Source organism: Morganella morganii (assembly GCF_041099235.1).
Lineage (GTDB): Bacteria > Pseudomonadota > Gammaproteobacteria > Enterobacterales > Enterobacteriaceae > Morganella > Morganella morganii_E.
Genome location: NZ_JBFZSO010000002.1, coordinates 577967 through 594397, shown reverse-complemented (window position 1 = coordinate 594397; position 16431 = coordinate 577967). Strand labels below are relative to the sequence as shown.

General features: G+C 45.3%; 18 protein-coding genes, 1 tRNA gene and 1 pseudogene. 5 read left to right on the top strand and 15 right to left on the bottom strand.

What is annotated here, in order from left to right:
* Positions 1-54 precede the first annotated feature (54 nt).
* From AB7038_RS06035 to AB7038_RS05975, 13 genes and pseudogenes are all read right to left on the bottom strand, one after another.
* Positions 55-1341 carry an HlyD family secretion protein gene (locus AB7038_RS06035; RefSeq protein ID WP_369452936.1) on the bottom strand — a complete coding sequence of 429 codons (1287 nt, stop codon included), beginning with the start codon at positions 1339-1341 and terminating at the stop codon, positions 55-57.
* A 146-nt stretch (positions 1342-1487) separates the two neighbouring features.
* The gene (locus tag AB7038_RS06030; protein WP_214178334.1) at positions 1488-1775 is read right to left on the bottom strand and encodes a hypothetical protein; all 288 of its coding nucleotides are present in this window, start codon (positions 1773-1775) and stop codon (positions 1488-1490) included.
* 553 nt (positions 1776-2328) lie between these two features.
* On the bottom strand, positions 2329-2604 hold the full coding sequence (locus AB7038_RS06025) for a hypothetical protein (RefSeq protein ID WP_369452935.1): 276 nt from the start codon (positions 2602-2604) through the stop codon (positions 2329-2331).
* Between the two features lie 266 nt (positions 2605-2870).
* Positions 2871-3836, bottom strand: coding sequence for an SPFH domain-containing protein (locus AB7038_RS06020; protein ID WP_369452934.1), 966 nt, complete (start codon positions 3834-3836; stop codon positions 2871-2873).
* Positions 3837-4306: 470 nt separating this feature from the next.
* Positions 4307-5290, bottom strand: coding sequence for an acrylyl-CoA reductase (NADPH) (gene acuI / locus AB7038_RS06015; RefSeq protein WP_004237682.1), 984 nt, complete (start codon positions 5288-5290; stop codon positions 4307-4309).
* Between the two features lie 117 nt (positions 5291-5407).
* Positions 5408-6049 carry an acrylate utilization transcriptional regulator AcuR gene (gene acuR / locus AB7038_RS06010; RefSeq protein ID WP_186849232.1) on the bottom strand — a complete coding sequence of 214 codons (642 nt, stop codon included), beginning with the start codon at positions 6047-6049 and terminating at the stop codon, positions 5408-5410.
* Between the two features lie 187 nt (positions 6050-6236).
* Entirely contained in the window at positions 6237-6659 is a 423-nt protein-coding gene (arsC, locus tag AB7038_RS06005) for a glutaredoxin-dependent arsenate reductase (RefSeq protein WP_369452933.1), read from the bottom strand.
* Between the two features lie 10 nt (positions 6660-6669).
* Entirely contained in the window at positions 6670-7959 is a 1290-nt protein-coding gene (locus tag AB7038_RS06000; RefSeq protein ID WP_369452932.1) for an arsenic transporter, read from the bottom strand.
* A gap of 55 nt (positions 7960-8014) precedes the next feature.
* A complete protein-coding gene (gene arsA, locus AB7038_RS05995; protein WP_369452931.1) occupies positions 8015-9766 on the bottom strand; it encodes an arsenical pump-driving ATPase in 1752 nt (583 codons plus the stop codon).
* A gap of 13 nt (positions 9767-9779) precedes the next feature.
* Positions 9780-10145, bottom strand: a complete 366-nt coding sequence (arsD, locus tag AB7038_RS05990) for an arsenite efflux transporter metallochaperone ArsD (protein WP_036968130.1) — start codon at positions 10143-10145, stop codon at positions 9780-9782.
* 47 nt (positions 10146-10192) lie between these two features.
* Positions 10193-10528, bottom strand: a complete 336-nt coding sequence (locus AB7038_RS05985) for a metalloregulator ArsR/SmtB family transcription factor (RefSeq protein ID WP_036968128.1) — start codon at positions 10526-10528, stop codon at positions 10193-10195.
* An 80-nt stretch (positions 10529-10608) separates the two neighbouring features.
* A pseudogene (locus AB7038_RS05980) lies at positions 10609-10732 on the bottom strand (Arm DNA-binding domain-containing protein); the annotation flags it as partial.
* Positions 10733-10927: 195 nt separating this feature from the next.
* Positions 10928-11004: transfer RNA gene (locus AB7038_RS05975), tRNA-Arg, on the bottom strand.
* A gap of 192 nt (positions 11005-11196) precedes the next feature.
* Between AB7038_RS05975 and folD the strand changes: the two genes are divergently transcribed.
* The 3 genes from folD (at position 11197) to cybB (ending at position 12877) form a co-directional block, all read left to right on the top strand.
* Positions 11197-12060 (top strand): bifunctional methylenetetrahydrofolate dehydrogenase/methenyltetrahydrofolate cyclohydrolase FolD, encoded by an 864-nt coding sequence (gene folD / locus AB7038_RS05970; RefSeq protein ID WP_004241000.1) that lies wholly within the window; start codon positions 11197-11199, stop codon positions 12058-12060.
* A 2-nt stretch (positions 12061-12062) separates the two neighbouring features.
* Positions 12063-12275 (top strand): ribosome-associated protein YbcJ, encoded by a 213-nt coding sequence (gene ybcJ, locus AB7038_RS05965; protein ID WP_025151668.1) that lies wholly within the window; start codon positions 12063-12065, stop codon positions 12273-12275.
* 68 nt (positions 12276-12343) lie between these two features.
* Positions 12344-12877 carry a cytochrome b561 gene (cybB, locus tag AB7038_RS05960; RefSeq protein WP_368889326.1) on the top strand — a complete coding sequence of 178 codons (534 nt, stop codon included), beginning with the start codon at positions 12344-12346 and terminating at the stop codon, positions 12875-12877.
* A gap of 80 nt (positions 12878-12957) precedes the next feature.
* Here the strand turns inward: cybB and cybC are convergent, their stop codons facing one another.
* Complete coding sequence (gene cybC / locus AB7038_RS05955) at positions 12958-13347, bottom strand: cytochrome b562 (RefSeq protein ID WP_369452930.1); 390 nt, start codon at positions 13345-13347, stop codon at positions 12958-12960.
* A gap of 173 nt (positions 13348-13520) precedes the next feature.
* Positions 13521-14909 carry a cysteine--tRNA ligase gene (gene cysS, locus AB7038_RS05950; RefSeq protein ID WP_004237668.1) on the bottom strand — a complete coding sequence of 463 codons (1389 nt, stop codon included), beginning with the start codon at positions 14907-14909 and terminating at the stop codon, positions 13521-13523.
* A gap of 273 nt (positions 14910-15182) precedes the next feature.
* Here cysS and ppiB point away from each other — a divergent pair, with 273 nt between their 5' ends.
* The gene (ppiB, locus tag AB7038_RS05945; protein WP_004237667.1) at positions 15183-15677 is read left to right on the top strand and encodes a peptidylprolyl isomerase B; all 495 of its coding nucleotides are present in this window, start codon (positions 15183-15185) and stop codon (positions 15675-15677) included.
* A gap of 2 nt (positions 15678-15679) precedes the next feature.
* Positions 15680-16402: a UDP-2,3-diacylglucosamine diphosphatase gene (locus AB7038_RS05940; RefSeq protein WP_368889327.1), complete on the top strand. Its 723-nt coding sequence runs from the start codon at positions 15680-15682 to the stop codon at positions 16400-16402.
* Positions 16403-16431 lie beyond the last annotated feature (29 nt).

Genomic DNA, 16431 nt, shown 5'->3' with positions numbered 1-16431 from the left:
TTCAGGGATAAACGGCGCATGCAGCCTCCCGGTCAGATAACAGCGTCCGTTCTGTCATGGTGTGTTTGCTCCTGTTGGCCCGGAGGCGCTCTGTTTCATGTCATAGAACGGCGATACCATCCACTGATAGATTTTGCGTTTTTCCAGAAACAGGGTGGTATTGGCTTTCATGCCGTTTTGCAGGCTGAGTTCGCGGCCATCATAGGCGATCATCTGTTTTTCCGGGCGCACAATCACTTTGTAATAGGGGATGGATTGCGGCATCTGGCTGACTTTCGGCGCGCCGGCATAGGTCATCATTTCCTGTGCGGAGGCGGGGGTTTTGGAAATCACCTGAATGGTGGCGGCAAACTGGCCGAATTTTTCTGCCGGGAAGGCTTCATAACGGATATTCACCGCATCACCGACATTCAGATAAGGCAGTGCATCATTGGGCACCCAGAGCACCAGCAAGTACTGACGGATATTTTCCGGCAGGATCTGCAGCAGGGTATCGCCCGGATTGACCATCTGACCGACGGTTACGCCGAGGGAATCCACCCGGCCGTCTGTCAGGGCGCGGACAATAATCTCGCCACCCGCATCGTTATTTACCTGCTCTTTCATCAGCTCTGACTGCTGTAATTCCAGCTGATAAATCCGGTTATCAAACTCAGCGGCCTGAGTCAGAATCTGACTTTCCAGAGACGTAACCTGCAGAATATTCTGTTCATTCTGTCCGCTTAAACCCAGCAGACTGCTTTGCTGAGAATAATAAAGCGCAGCCTGATTCAGCCACTGATCTTTATTTATCAGCCCTCTTTCCCGGTAGTGATGATAATTATCCATATTCTGTTTCATAATGCGGATCCCTTCCTGCGCCCGTTCAATAATCCCGGCAGATTGCAACTGAGCCTGTGCATAAAGTGATTTTTGTTTTTCGAGCGAGGCCAGAGTGGTGTGTTTGTTCTCTCTGAGGCGGGCGGTCATATCACGGATATGCTGTAACTGATTTTCAATTTCACGGCGCTGATTATCACTGACCACACCACTGGCTGTGGCCCTGCTGGTATCAATACGGTAAACCGGGTCTCCTTTGCGGATAGTCTGCCCTTCATTCACATATTGCCGGGTAATAAATCCCTGTACACCGGCAGATACGGTGACAGCCCGGGGATTGGTGGTAATTTCCCCGGTCACACTGACCCGCCGCGTATAACTGCCGGACAAAATAAATGTCAGAAAAACCACTAAAAACAGAAAGCTGCATATTACTATCAGCCACAGCGGAATACCGGGTAATAATAAGGCCTTACCCCGCCATTTCATTTTTCGGTTATCGAGTGCGGCTTTGCGGAACACAATAAACCCTGCCTGCGGTTATCCGGTGAATAAAAGGCCGTCAGTATCAGGGAAAAGAAAAAAAAACGGGAATTCATAAAATAATGAATTCCCTCAAAATATGATATTGACTACGAAACAGTCAATAATGCGGGTTACAGTATTAATTAACCGAGCAGTTTTTTAAATAAACCACCAACACCCGGTAAAGATGTTAAGCGTGATTCGATTTTATCACCTACATTACCGCCAATCTGAGATCCCAGATCTTTACCTAAGCCCGGGAATTTTTGTGCGATATTAATCTGACCAAACAGAGGCACTTTCACATTCATATAAGGACCAAATGCCCGGAATGCCGCATCACCAATTTTGCTGCCGACACCCACTAAACCATCTTTAATAAAACCGGCACCAGAAACTGCTTCAATTTCCTGAATACTTAACTCTTTCATATTTAGATTTCCCTTTCATTATTTATAAATTCGTCTGAACATAGTCAGCCCCGCGCTTATTTTAGATGAATTGACGACCGGTAATAAATCAGGAAAAGGACGTAATAAAAATTAATGGCGATTACCGCATGCAGTGATAGAGTCCATTTATGGAACGACAGATATTTCTTATTTATCAATTCAATAGAAAATCATGATAACTTTACACTACTTTTCAAGAGTATATTGGCTTACGATAATATAGTTTCTGTTTATGTGCTATATTTCCGTAGAATACTGAAGTTTTTTAATGAATTAAAAAAATAAAACCGGCTTTTTACAGAAAATTGTACCGGACCCCGCACAACTCCCCGCTAACCGGCAACTGTATTAATGCGTGCAAATGATAACAAACTGAAAATAACAAAATTATATAATGTGAATATAACAGTGCTGCGTTGTGGTCTGTCAGGATAAATACAGACGATTCTGATGATAAAGGTTTACATATCAATGATCCTCTGCGGAATATTCCGCAGAGGATCACCATTTATACTATTACTTTATCAGCATATTATTTACAAATACCACCGAGATCCACAACACCACCTAATTTATCTTCAATAAAACCGCCGACAACCGAACCCACTTTCCCGCCGACTTCCCTGCCCAGTCCCGGATAAGCATCTTTGAGGCTGACTTTACCGATCACCGGTAAATCTACTGTCAGATATGGGCCGAGCAGATCAAAACCCCAGTCACCGAGTTTTTTTCCGAGATCAGCAATGGTGTCCTGAACACATCCGGCGCCGGAAACCAGTTCAATTTCAGCACAATTTAATTCTTTCATTATCAGTCCTTTTAATAATCAGTTATTTTATCTTGAATAATAAAATGAACTTTAAAATAATAAATAGAATCATTATTTTATAATCATCTATTATTCATCCGATATCCTACTGATTATTTTAATGAAGAGATAAATCAATATTTATTACCCCGATATCTGAAGTCAGGAATAATAAAAAAACAGGACGATATTATTCATAATATCGTCCTGCTGTTTGTATACAGAAAACCCGCCATATGACGGTTTTCAGTGACAAACTGTTATTTTTACTGCTGTGAGCGCATATCCATGATCATTTTTCCGTCATAATCTGCACCAACAACAATATTAGGCACTTCACCTTTATATTTCTCTGCTTTAATTTGTTCTATTTCAAGCTGCTTCCAGTTAATCATTTCGCGGGTGATTGTCTGCTGTAACACGGCGTTCGCTTCTGATTCTTTCTGAGCAGCATATAAACGGGCATCGGCTTCCTGACGCATTGCGTAAGAGCTGGCCTGAGCATTACGCTCACGGGCAAGCGCCTGCTGTTCTGCGGACTCACGCTCTGCCTGTGCGATAACCACCTTTTTCTGTGCCAGTTCACGCTCTTTCTCTGCTTCTGCTTTTGCCTGGTTTATCTGCTCCTGACGCATCTTGGTATTTACGACCTGCTCCTGAACTACTTCCGGCAGCGTAATATCCTGGATCATAATCTCTTTGATCGTATAGCCGTAAGGTGAAGCATAACCCTGAATGGCATCACGGATAGATTCCTGCAATTTTCGCTGCGTATCCGCGGTATACAGATCCTGTGCGTTGGCAACATCTTTCCCGAATTCCAGAATCGTGGAAATCAGTTTCTGGCGGACATATTTATCCAGAGCTTCACTTTCTGTACCACCGTTAATACGGAGAATGGGGGCTTTGGCGCCATCAAACTGGAGCATCACCGTAATATCCACGATGGATTTCAGTTTGTCCTGTGAAGGTACGCGTAACTCTTTCAGTGATACGCGGATATCTTTTGTTGAATAGGTGTCAAATGTCATAAACGGGTTAATCGGAAAATGCAGCCCGGCATCATAAGCGACCGGGTTGACCTTACCTAAAAAGGTTCCGACTTTTACCGAACCATCCTGCACAATGGTATATGAATTAAAGGTAACTATTCCCGCGACGAGGAGAATAACGGCAACAATAATCAATTTGATAACTGACTTCAGTTTTACCGGATTTACTGCCTGCATCATTTGCATGTCTCATCCCTATAAGATAATTCTTAGTTAATGTCGTTTTTATAAATACTGCTTTATGTATCAGTCATATCTTTTTACATCGCTATTATTCATAAAATACAGAAATGAGCAAATACAGCCCGTCAGGCGAATAATGATAATAATCTGTGATGCCGGATGCCCCGGATACGGCCGTGATGATTATGCCTTCAGAAGGGAAAATACATGTCATTAATACCGCTTCCGATATAAAAACAGGGAAATATAACGTTAACAGCACGTTTATTGATGGAAGAGGACAATCCGGGACAATATTCCGGGAACCGACGTTATGGTGTATTCATGGCAGCGATAATACATCTTTCGCTGATAAGTGATTATGAGTAGTATGTAAGAGCACTTAATAGTGCTGACTTTGTAAGCCGAACATCCGGCGGAAGGATTCTGCCGGATGTTCTTTTACGGATACTGCGGGTCAGACAATATTAGTTATTCACATCAACAACCACACGGCCGCGGATTTCGCCGTTCAGCAGGCTGTGTGCTGCAGGAATCGCTTCATTTAACGGGATCACACGGCTGATAGTTTCCAGCTGTGCCGGATCAGTCAGTTCAGCCAGTTGTTTCCATGCCGCCACACGATCTGCCTGCGGACGCATCACACTGTCGATACCGATGAGGCTCACACCTCTGAGGATAAACGGTGCAACAGTCCCGTTAAAATCCATGCCCTGAGCCAGACCACAGGCCGCCACAACACCACCATACTGAGTACCGGCACAAACACCGGCCAGTGTGTGGCTGCCCACACTGTCAATCGCCGCCGCCCAGCGCTCTTTGGTCAGCGGTTTACCCGGTACGGATAATTCATTGCGATCCATAATTTCAGATGCGCCCAGGGTATCAATCAGATACGCGGTATCGGCCGTACGACCAGTCGAAGCGATAACCTCAAAACCTAATTTTGACAGCAGAGAAACCGCGAAGCTGCCCACGCCGCCACTGGCACCGGTCACCAGCACTTTGCCGGATTCTTTGGTGATCCCCTGTTTCAGCAGTGCCTGAACTGCCAGCATTGCCGTATAACCGGCGGTGCCGATCATCATCGCCTGCTTTGTGCTCATCCCTGCCGGTAACGGTGTCAGCCAGCTGTCTTTCACTTTTGCCACCTGAGACAATCCGCCCCAGTATTTTTCGCCGACACTCCAGCCGTTGAGCAGTACTTTGTCGCCAACTTTATAATGTTCAGAGCTGCTTTCGGTCACGGTACCGGCAAAATCAATCCCCGGAACCATCGGAAAACTACGCACAACCGGGCTTTTGCCGGTAATCGCCAGGCCATCTTTATAGTTCAGCGTGGAATAATCAATCTGCACAGTCACATTGTGATCCGGCAGCTGTGATTCATCGAGCTGAGCCAGCTTTGCGGTGTAGCCGTCAGTATTTTCAATCAGAATGCAGTTAAACATGGTGTTATCCTTTTATGAATATAGACCAGTTGTCTGGTTAATTGTAAAAAAATTTATTAAATACTCACCGGCGTGTTAACAACGGCGATATTTAATAAATTATTCTGCAACACTATCTCAGGCTTTATCAGCCAGTATCTGCGTCATAAAAACAGTGATAAACAGATCCAGCGGTTCACTGTTGCGGGTCAGTTTGGCACGCATTACCGCCCCTTCCCAGCCCGTCCAGAAAAACGCCGCCATTTGCCTGCAATCTGTTTTACCGGAAATAAGCTGCTGTTTCTGTGCTTCCAGAAGACAGATTTCCACTTTCTTCTGCCAGCCGGTAATAATCTCATCGAGTATTTCACAATACCCTGCCGGCAGACTGGTCACTTCCTGGCCGAGATTCCCCACCAGACAACCGCGCTGCCAGTGATATTTTTCCATCCCGGCTTTGGCGGTCAGATAAAATGCCCGTAATCTTTCCGGTGGCGGCAGCGTGGTATCCGACAAACATTTATCCAGCAGACGGGAAAAATAGCTGTCGTAATTACGCATGATTTCCAGACCAAACTGCTCTTTACTGTCAAAGTAATAGTAAAAAGAGCCCTTTGGTACACCGACCTTTTTCAGGATCCCGTTGATATCCGATGTCATATAACCTTTTTCGGTAAACATCTCCATGCCGCTGCGGATCAGCATTTTTTTTACATCCGCACCCGCATCATGATTCTTCGGCGGCCGTCCCCGTTTCGGTTTTGTGATTACTGATGTCATTGCGTCTTTACCTCTGTCATGCTGAATAATATAGACCGGTTGTCTGGTAAATGCTATGTTTTTTATCCGGGTAATTCCCGGCACCGGTTTATTCGTAGATAAAGGTAAAATCGACTTTGCCGTCAGCGCTGCCTTCTGTGACAAAATCATTGCTGTAACGGATATAGCGGGCAAAGAAAGAGAAAATTTACATTTTTACATCGTGACTACCAATCACTATCTGACCATCTTCCTTGATAAATTCACTTTGTTGCTGATTAGGCAATATATCTAACACTACCTCTGAAGGCCTACACAACTTTACGCCCAGCGGAGTGACAACAATCGGCCTATTGATCAGTATTGGGTACTGCAACATAAAATCGATCAATTGCTCATCGGAATAAAGGTTATTTTCTAAATTTAATTGCTTATACGGCTCAACATTTTTTCGTAATAGCTCCCTCGCTGTGATTTTCATATCTGCAATAAGTTGCACTAACACATCCTTAGCCGGAGGTGTTTCCAGGTAATAAATAATCGTTGGCTCAACACCACTATTGCGGATCATGGCAAGGGTATTACGCGAAGTGCCACAATTGGGGTTATGGTAGATAGTGATCTCATTCATGGGGTTACCTTTAATTTAACAGTGAAAGTCGAAGTACTAAAGCAACGAGTGTGACAATGAGCACAGGGATAGTCATGATAATCCCGGTTTTGAAATAATATCCCCATGTAATGGTCATGTTTTTTTGCGATAAAACATGCAGCCACAACAATGTCGCCAAGCTACCTATTGGTGTGATTTTTGGACCTAAATCGGCGCCAATCACATTGGCATACACCATCGCTTGCTGAATTAACCCTGATGCTTCACTTCCTTCTATGGATAGCGCACCAATTAACACCGTTGGCATGTTATTCATTATTGAGGATAAAAATGCAGTTATAAATCCCGTACCAATTGTTGCTACCCATAACCCTTTGTCTGCAAGGTAATTGAGCGTTTCAGAAAGATAATCGGTTAACCCTGCATTTCTTAAACCATAAACAACCAAGTACATACCTAAAGAGAAAATGACGATTTGCCACGGTGCTCCACGTAATACTTTTTTGGTATTAATCGTATGGCCTCTGGCTGCAATCACCCAAAGAATTAAAGCGCCAATAGCCGCAATTGCACTGATTGGAATACCTAATGGTTCTAAGACAAAGAAACCAATAAGTAGCAGTACCAATACCAGCCAACCTGTTTTAAACGTTGTCATGTCCTTAATGGCTAAAGTCGGTTCACTCAGTTTGGTAACATCATATTGTTTAGGAATATCTTTGCGGAAAAACCAATTCAGCATCGCTAATGTTGCAATAATTGCAGCAATATCCACTGGTACCATAATCGATGCATATTCAGTAAATCCAATATTAAAGAAGTCCGCAGAAACGATATTCACGAGGTTCGAAACGATCAGCGGCAAGCTCGCCGTATCTGCAATAAACCCGGCAGCCATGACAAATGCTAATGTCGTGCCTTTGTTGAAACCAAGTGCCAATAACATCGCAATCACAATGGGCGTTAATATCAATGCTGCGCCATCATTGGCAAACAAGGCCGCAACCGTTGCACCAAGTAACACGATATAACTGAATAACAGTTTTCCTTTACCCCCACCCCATTTGGCAACATGTAATGCAGCCCATTCAAAGAAACCACTTTCATCTAAAAGTAGGCTAATGATAATGACGGCAACAAATGTCGCCGTGGCATTCCAAACAATGTTCCAAACAATAGGAATATCTTGAAAACTGATCACACCAAAGATCAGTGCCAATACAGCCCCTACTGTGGCACTCCAGCCAATACCCAGTCCTTTGGGTTGCCAAATAACAAAGGTGATCGTTAAAATAAAAATCAATGCGGCAATAAACATAACAACCTCATTTAAAAGGTGCTTTTCCGCACCTTTTATTTTTAGAAAATAAAACTTACTCTGCAAGCTGACTTAATGCAGATATCCCCACAGGCTCTGTTTCAAGCAAAGGAACAATAGCAACACGTTTTGCCAATGTTGATGTCACTTTTTTAATCTGAGCGACTTCCTGTTCAGCTCTTGAAAGTAACAATGGTGATGTTGTTTCTGTGATAGATAGACTGTTATTGATTACCCACGCCCACGGATGTATATCTGCCCGTATTAAATCATTTTGCAAGTTCTCCGCCTCAAGCACAGGCGTAGTTTCAGCGAGTGTCGTAATAATAACTTTGGTGCGTTCAGGATCTTGTAATTGCATCATCGGCGTTAAATAATGACCTTTCTCGCCCATTTTTTTAGCAATTTCTTTATGGTATGCCCCTGTTGCATCCAGAAGTAATAATGTATGCCCGGTCGGCGCAGTATCCATGACGACAAAACGTTTACCCGCGTCTCTAATGATGCGAGAGAAAGCCTGAAATACCGCTATTTCTTCTGTGCATGGAGAGCGTAAATCTTCCTCAAGTAATGCACGCCCCTCTTCATCTAAATCTTTCCCTTTGGTTTCTAAGACATAATTACGATAACGCTCAGTTTCAGCGATAGGATCAATTCGGCTAACCTGAAGATTGGGTAAAACACCATCGAGGGTTGATTCAATATGCGCGGCCGGATCAGATGTGGTCAGATGTACATCAAGCCCTTTTTCTGCCAATTTAACTGCGATTGAGGCCGCAACCGTTGTCTTCCCTACACCACCTTTACCCATTAACATAATTAGCCCATGCTGTTGCTGAGATATTTCGCCAACCAGTTCTGACAAGGTAGGTAAAGAAATAGGTTGTTTTGTCGGGGTAATAGTTGGAATTTGTGGCATGTCATTAGATAACAACTGCTTCAGTGCATCGACACCCACCATATTGATCTTTTGTAAATAAAGAATATCGACAGGTAACGAGCGTAGTGCTTCAGGCATAGACTCTAATGCCGCTTGTTCACGAGAGTAGAGCGCATGGGATAACTTATCATTTTCAGTCACCGCAGTTTCAGGGAAAACACCATTGACAATCAATTGCTGATTTTTGATACCCAGAGATGACAACTCGCTATAGGTTCTTGCGACTTCCCTCAATGCGGCAAACTGAGGTCGTGCAACCAAGACTAGCCTTGTTAGTGATTTATCACTCAACGCTTTCACCGCCATGCTGTACTGCTCACGTTGTTTATCAAGGCCAGACATTGGCCCTAGACATGACGCACCATCAGGATTGTCACTAATAAAATCACTCCACGCACTCGGGAGTTGTAATAAACGGATGGTATGCCCCGTTGGTGCGGTATCAAAAATGATATGGTCAAATTGCTCTGTAATTTCGGTATTGGTTAACAACCCGGTAAATTCATCGAAAGCTGCAATCTCTGTTGTACAGGCACCTGATAGTTGTTCCGTAATACTTTGAATTACCGCTTCAGGTAAGCTTTCTTTGATTGGATTAATAATTTTGTTTCGATATTCTTCGGCTGCGGCTTGAGGGTCTATTTCAATAGCAAATAGATTTGGAACCAATGTTATTGGCTTAATCTGATTTCCTATTGATTGAGAAAATACCTGTCCGACGTTAGATGCAGGATCTGTACTCACTAGCAGGACTTTTTTTCCATCCTCTGCCAGCTTGATTGCTGTCGCACAGGAAATTGAGGTTTTACCCACACCACCTTTTCCAGTAAAAAATAAATAATTAGGTGTGTTATCTAAAAATTTCATTTTATTGCTCCTGTTAACAACACGTTTTGTCATTACCGCAACACGATTTAACTATTTCGGCTTTTTCAATATTCAGGCGAATACCAAACCATCTGGCTAACTCATGTCGTTTTGGGTATCGACCAGTCAGCACAATCTCACCATCCAGAATCAATAGTGGAAGTGACTCGGCACCTGCGGTTTCCAAAAATGTTTTTGCTTTTGTGTTGTTAACGAACGCCATTGGCTCTTGTGCTAAATTAAAACGCCTTATACTTGCCCCTTGTTTTTTTAACCAATCCACATCAGTTGCGAAGTCTACCAATGCTTGATCGACTTCTGTTCCACAAACACCAGTGCTACAACATAACGCTGGGTCAAAGACTTCTAGTTTTTTCATACCTTAACCTTATATATGTTTTTTCATATATATTAATTTAAAAAATTTTATGCGGAACAACTACTCGCAGACTCTTTTGTCTCCAGACTCTTAAGCAAATCTGCAACTCTATTTTTCTCTGTGGCATAGGTGACATCAATGATACTTTTCACCCACGGTAGTAATGCCGGAGATAATCGATAATGAACCCATTTACCATGCTTTGAATCGAGCAAAAGACCCGACTCTCTAAGCATTGCCAGATGCCGGGATGTCTTTGGTTGCGATAAATTCAAGGCCGTATAGATATCACAGACACATAGCTCACCAGATGCTTTCAAAAGCAATACGATATCCAATCTGGTTTGGTCACCTAAAATTTTAAACAGCTGTAATGGTTCCATGTGTACCTCTTCAGTCTTTTCTTTAAGTTATACCCAAAAAACACATGCGTCAAATCGAATATGTTTTCCATGAACTATTATTGTAACCGCCAGTATTTAGAACCAATTAGCATGCACATAAAGGTGCATTCCTTCACCGTCAGTTAGTTTGTATTCTTTATCGGCAGGCTTTGCCGTTCTTACCTTCACATCTGTTAGTGCCATATAGGAACTCCCATGAGTTTGTGTTGGTATAAGAATTCATTGAATCTGTATGTACCAACGCATATGCCAACAAATATTACTTGATGTAGGTTGATATAGGTGGACGTCAGTTGAACGAAGAAAAGTTAAAATCAGCTAATTAACTGAATTTCAGACATAAAAAAAGACATCGGTTGATGTCCATTGACTTCGGAATGGTACGCCCTACAGGATTCGAACCTGTGACCTACGGCTTAGAAGGCCGTTGCTCTATCCAGCTGAGCTAAGGGCGCGCTGAGGAAAAAAACAGCAGGTTAACTGCTTGATGCACCGTGGATTATACGGTTGCGACGCGGCGAGTCAATCAGAAAATCAGTTATCTTCGGCAGTGACTTTCTGACACCTTAATAAAACATAACTGACAGACGGAAAATGTTCTGACAGAATAGTGCCCATCTTTTATCTGTTTTATGGATTTTTACACGATGTCAGCAAAAATTATAGACGGGAAAACGATTGCGTCGACCATACGTGCCGAAGTTGCCGCAAAAGTTCAGCAACGGATTGCCAGCGGAAAACGGGCTCCCGGTCTTGCCGTTATCCTGGTCGGTGAGAACCCCGCGTCGCAGATTTATGTCGCCAGCAAACGCCGTTCCTGTGAAGAAGTCGGATTTATTTCACGCTCTTATGACCTCCCCGATACCACCAGCGAAGCCGAACTCCTCCATCTCATTGATGAACTGAATAATGATAATACTATCGACGGGATCCTCGTTCAGCTTCCGCTGCCTGCCGGCATTGATAATGTCAAAGTGATTGAGCGCATTCATCCCGATAAAGACGTCGACGGTTTTCATCCTTATAATATCGGCCGCCTGTGCCAGCGTGCGCCGAATCTGCGCCCGTGCACACCGCGCGGTATTGTGACGCTGCTTGAGCGCTGCAATATCAATACGTTTGGTCTGAATGCCGTGATTATCGGCGCATCCAATATTGTCGGCCGCCCGATGAGCCTGGAGTTGCTGCTGGCCGGTTGCACCACAACTGTCACTCACCGCTTTACCACCAATCTGCGTCACCATGTTGAACATGCGGATCTGCTGATTGTGGCGGTCGGGAAACCGAATTTTATTCCGGGTGAGTGGATCAAACCCGGCGCAATTGTGATTGATGTCGGTATTAACCGTCTGGAAAACGGCAAAGTGGTCGGTGATGTGAATTTTGCCGAAGCCGCTGAACGCGCGGAGTGGATCACTCCGGTGCCGGGCGGTGTCGGGCCGATGACGGTCGCCACACTGATTCAGAATACATTACAGGCCTGCGAAGAATTTCACGATAAGGACGAATAACCATGGATATTTTTAATCTCGACGGCCATCCGCATGTCGAACTGTGTGATCTGCTCAAAATTCAGGGCTGGGCCGACAGCGGTGCTGCTGCCAAACAATTTATCGCTGATGGTCAGGTGGCTGTTGACGGTGAAACAGAAACCCGCAAGCGCTGCAAAATCACCGCCGGTAAAGTGGTGGAGTTTGCCGGTCAGCAGGTAAAAGTGGCTGAATAATCGTAATCTGCGAATAAACCAGAGCACTGCCTCTGGTTTTTTTATCCGTATAATAAGAGCCGCAAAAAATGAAAACACAAAAATTTCAGCCGGTGCAGATTGCCCTGCACTGGTTTATTTTCCTGCTTGTGATTGTCGTTTATGTCAGCGCCCTGTTACGGGATAACGCTGACGAACCCCTGAGAAGTATGTTGTCCGGGCTGCATTACAGTTGCGGTATTACTGTCGGTATACTGATGATTGTCCGGCTGGCGGTCAGAATAAAGCACCGCGCACCGGCTATTATTCCCAAACCGTCACCGATGATAACCGGCTTATCCCATCTGGTGCATCTGATAATCTTTGTGATATTCATTCTGTTACCGGTGCTCGGTTTCAGTATTAAATATCTGAACGGTTATGACTGGTCATTATTCGGTATTCCGATGCCGGTCTCCGCCGCACCGGATGAAGATCTCGCGTACCGCATACAGAATATTCATGAGATCATTGCCAACACCGGTTATTTTATTATCGGCCTGCATGCCGCCGCCGCACTGGCGCATCACTACTTCTGGAAAGATAATACCCTGCTGCGCATGATGCCGCGCAAACGGGACTGATTATCAGCCGCTGAATAACAAAACGCCCGGCAATCATGACCGGGCGTTTTTAATACGGAAAACGGTATTTATATCAGCTGTTAACGGTATTTTTTGTGGTATTCACCACGGGTGGCTTTAAATTGTTCAGCCATGGCTTTTGCTTCCGAAATTTTACCTTCTTCTGCCAGTTTCAGTGCTTCATCAATTTGTCCGGTCAGAACTTCATAACCGTGATGGTAATCTTTCACTTCTGCGCTGTCCGCTGCTTTACCTTTCAGTTTGGCAGGTAATTCTTCTTTGGCACTCTGTGCCGCAGCACGCATGTCGGTCAGTGCAGTTTTCAGCGCTGCCGCATCATCTGTTTTTTCAACAATCTGCAGATTCGCGTTCAGCGTTTTCATATTATCTGACAATCCGGCGGCAGATGCCGTCATTGCGCCGAATGCACAGACAGATGCCACCAGCATAGCTAACATATTTTTACTCATCAGATGCTTCCTTTATTTTTAATATAAAAGTACGACAAAGACATCACACAATAAAGCAGGTGCTGTAACAGAATAGCGGATAACCGGCTGTTATGCCTGCCCGGTAAAAATAAAGTGATATAAAAAAACCCGGCAGTGAATAATGCCGGGCTTTTCAGTCAGAATAATAACGATTACTTACGGCGCCAGGTGGTACCCTGCGGGCCATCTTCCAGCACAATACCCATATCGGTTAAAGCATCACGGGCTGCATCGGCCAGCGCCCACTCTTTTGAGGCGCGGGCATCATTGCGCTGTTTGATCAGTGCTTCGATTTTCGCTGCATCTTCATCACTTTCGCTCTGCGCACCGCTTTGCAGGAACTGTTCCGGATCCTGAGTCAGCAGCCCCAGCACACCGGCCAGCTGGCGAAGTTGTGCCGCCAGGCCGTTTGCTGCAGTCATATCTTCCTGTTTCAGACGGTTCAGTTCGCGCGCCATATCAAACAGTACAGAATACGCTTCCGGGGTGTTGAAATCATCATCCATCGCATCGCGGAAACGGTTTGCGAATTCCTCATTCACCACTACTGCCGCGTCTTTATCTGTGCCGCGCAGTGCAGTATAGAAACGTTCCAGAGCAGTACGCGCCTGTTTCAGATTCTCTTCCGTGTAGTTGAGCTGGCTGCGGTAATGTGCGGACAGCAGGAAGTAACGCACCGTTTCCGGGTCGTAATAGCCCAGCACGTCACGGATGGTGAAGAAGTTATTGAGGGATTTTGACATCTTCTCTTTATCGACCATCACCATCCCGGAGTGCATCCAGTAATTGACATACGGGCCGTCGTGAGCACAGGTGGACTGCGCGATTTCGTTTTCATGGTGCGGGAACATCAGGTCAGAACCGCCGCCGTGAATATCAAAATGTGTACCCAGCTGTTTGCTGTTCATCGCGGAACACTCGATATGCCAGCCCGGACGGCCTGCGCCCCATGGTGATTCCCATGACGGCTCACCCGGTTTGGACATTTTCCACAGCACGAAATCCATCGGGTTGCGTTTCACATCCGCCACCTCGACACGGGCACCGGCCTGGAGCTGCTCCAGATCCTGACGTGACAGCAGACCGTACTCCGGGTCGCTGCTGATATCAAACATCACATCCCCGTTGTCCGCCACATAGGCATGACCGCGATCGAGCAGTAACTGCGTGATCTCAATAATCTCTTTGATGTGATGTGTGGCACGCGGCTCTGAATCCGGGCGCATCAGGTTCATGGCATCGAAATCGCGGTGCATCTCCGCCACCATGCGATCCACCAGCTGATCACAGGTTTCGTTATTTTCATTCGCCCGTCTGATGATTTTGTCGTCCACATCCGTGATGTTGCGGATATAGTTGACATCATACCCGGCGTGACGCAGATAGCGCACGATGGTGTCAAACGCGACAAATGTCCGCCCGTGTCCGATATGACACAGGTCGTAAACAGTGATACCACACACGTACATCCCGATTTTACCGGGGTTAATGGGCTTAAATTCCTCTTTTTGTCTTGATAAGGTGTTATAAATTTTCAGCATAGGACTATTCCATTAAAAGTCTGTACGTGTTGATGGTGACTTCTGTTAATTAATTGATAATAAATACTTTATTTTTTATATCTGTCTGCGGGGATCATAATCTGAGACAGGTCGGGTTATTGAAACGCGAATACCCTGCAAATGCAAGAAAGACCCTGTAAAACCCGGTGATTATAACAAATACTGACGCAGATTAGTGAGTATGATATAACACACCCCGGAGATAAAAACGGCAGATTATTGCCTTTATAATATAAGCAGCAGGAAATTATTATGGTAACTTTTCATACAAATCATGGTGATATCGTCATTAAGACGTTCGCGGACAAAGCACCGGAAACGGTCGCAAACTTCCTGAAATATTGTGAAGACGGCTTCTACAATAACACCATTTTCCATCGTGTTATCAATGATTTCATGGTCCAGGGCGGCGGTTTTGAACCGGGCATGAAGCAGAAACCGACTCTCGGTATGATCAAAAACGAAGCCAACAACGGTCTGAAAAACAACCGCGGCACCCTGGCAATGGCCCGTACCAACGATCCGCATTCCGCCACTGCACAGTTTTTCATCAACGTGGTTGATAACGACTACCTGAACTTCCGTTCAGAAACACCAAGTGGCTGGGGCTACTGCGTGTTTGCTGAAGTGGTTGAAGGTATGGATGTTGTGGACAAAATCAAAGCGGTTAAAACCGGCAACAGCGGTATGCACCAGGATGTGCCGCGCGAAGATGTGATCATCGAAAGCGTGACTGTTTCTGAGTAAGTATGACCACGCTTATTATTGCAGATTTGCATTTAAATGAGCAGGAGCCGGCGATCACCGCCGGCTTTCTTCGTTTCCTGCGGGAACAGGCGGTTCACGCATCACAGCTTTATATCCTCGGTGATTTTTTTGATTACTGGATTGGTGATGATGACCCGAACCCGCTGCATAAAACCGTGGCTGATGCGCTGAAATCACTCAGTGACAGCGGCGTGAAGATCTTCTTTATCTGCGGCAATCGTGATTTCCTGCTGGGTGAGCACTATGCCCGTCAGTGCGGCATGACCCTGCTGCCGGACACACAGGTCATTGAAGCTGAAGGGCATCAGATCCTGATCCTGCACGGTGATACCCTTTGTACCGATGATACAGACTATCAGCACTACCGTCAGCGTGTTCACACGCCGTGGATCCAGCGCCTGTTTCTGTGGTTGCCGTTGTCGCTGCGCCTGAAAATCGCGAAAAAAATGCGCGCGGGCAGTCAGTCTGCCAATCAGCGCAAAAGCGAAGCGATTATGGATGTGAATCAGAACGAGGTGATGAAGGCATTCCGTCAGTACCGGACCCGCTGGATGATCCACGGCCACACACACCGTCCCGCGGTTCATGATGTATCCGCTGACGGTGAAACGCACTTTCGCGGTGTCCTCGGCGCGTGGCACTCACAGGGTTCTGCCTTTAAAATCACCCCGGACAGCATTTCACTGATCTTCTTTCCGTTCTGAGCCGTTATCTCCCCGGATTTGTGAAAAAT

Coding starts and splice junctions, on each gene's coding strand:
- AB7038_RS06025 (WP_369452935.1), bottom strand. CDS start 2,604: ATGAAAGAATTAAATTGTGCTGAAATTGAACTGGTTTCCGGCGCCGGA.
- cybB (WP_368889326.1), top strand. CDS start 12,344: ATGAAAACACAAAAATTTCAGCCGGTGCAGATTGCCCTGCACTGGTTT.
- AB7038_RS06030 (WP_214178334.1), bottom strand. CDS start 1,775: ATGAAAGAGTTAAGTATTCAGGAAATTGAAGCAGTTTCTGGTGCCGGT.
- ppiB (WP_004237667.1), top strand. CDS start 15,183: ATGGTAACTTTTCATACAAATCATGGTGATATCGTCATTAAGACGTTC.
- acuR (WP_186849232.1), bottom strand. CDS start 6,049: ATGACATCAGTAATCACAAAACCGAAACGGGGACGGCCGCCGAAGAAT.
- AB7038_RS05985 (WP_036968128.1), bottom strand. CDS start 10,528: ATGGAACCATTACAGCTGTTTAAAATTTTAGGTGACCAAACCAGATTG.
- folD (WP_004241000.1), top strand. CDS start 11,197: ATGTCAGCAAAAATTATAGACGGGAAAACGATTGCGTCGACCATACGT.
- arsD (WP_036968130.1), bottom strand. CDS start 10,145: ATGAAAAAACTAGAAGTCTTTGACCCAGCGTTATGTTGTAGCACTGGT.
- AB7038_RS06020 (WP_369452934.1), bottom strand. CDS start 3,836: ATGATGCAGGCAGTAAATCCGGTAAAACTGAAGTCAGTTATCAAATTG.
- AB7038_RS06000 (WP_369452932.1), bottom strand. CDS start 7,959: ATGTTTATTGCCGCATTGATTTTTATTTTAACGATCACCTTTGTTATT.
- acuI (WP_004237682.1), bottom strand. CDS start 5,290: ATGTTTAACTGCATTCTGATTGAAAATACTGACGGCTACACCGCAAAG.
- cysS (WP_004237668.1), bottom strand. CDS start 14,909: ATGCTGAAAATTTATAACACCTTATCAAGACAAAAAGAGGAATTTAAG.
- arsC (WP_369452933.1), bottom strand. CDS start 6,659: ATGAATGAGATCACTATCTACCATAACCCCAATTGTGGCACTTCGCGT.
- cybC (WP_369452930.1), bottom strand. CDS start 13,347: ATGAGTAAAAATATGTTAGCTATGCTGGTGGCATCTGTCTGTGCATTC.
- AB7038_RS05940 (WP_368889327.1), top strand. CDS start 15,680: ATGACCACGCTTATTATTGCAGATTTGCATTTAAATGAGCAGGAGCCG.
- ybcJ (WP_025151668.1), top strand. CDS start 12,063: ATGGATATTTTTAATCTCGACGGCCATCCGCATGTCGAACTGTGTGAT.
- arsA (WP_369452931.1), bottom strand. CDS start 9,766: ATGAAATTTTTAGATAACACACCTAATTATTTATTTTTTACTGGAAAA.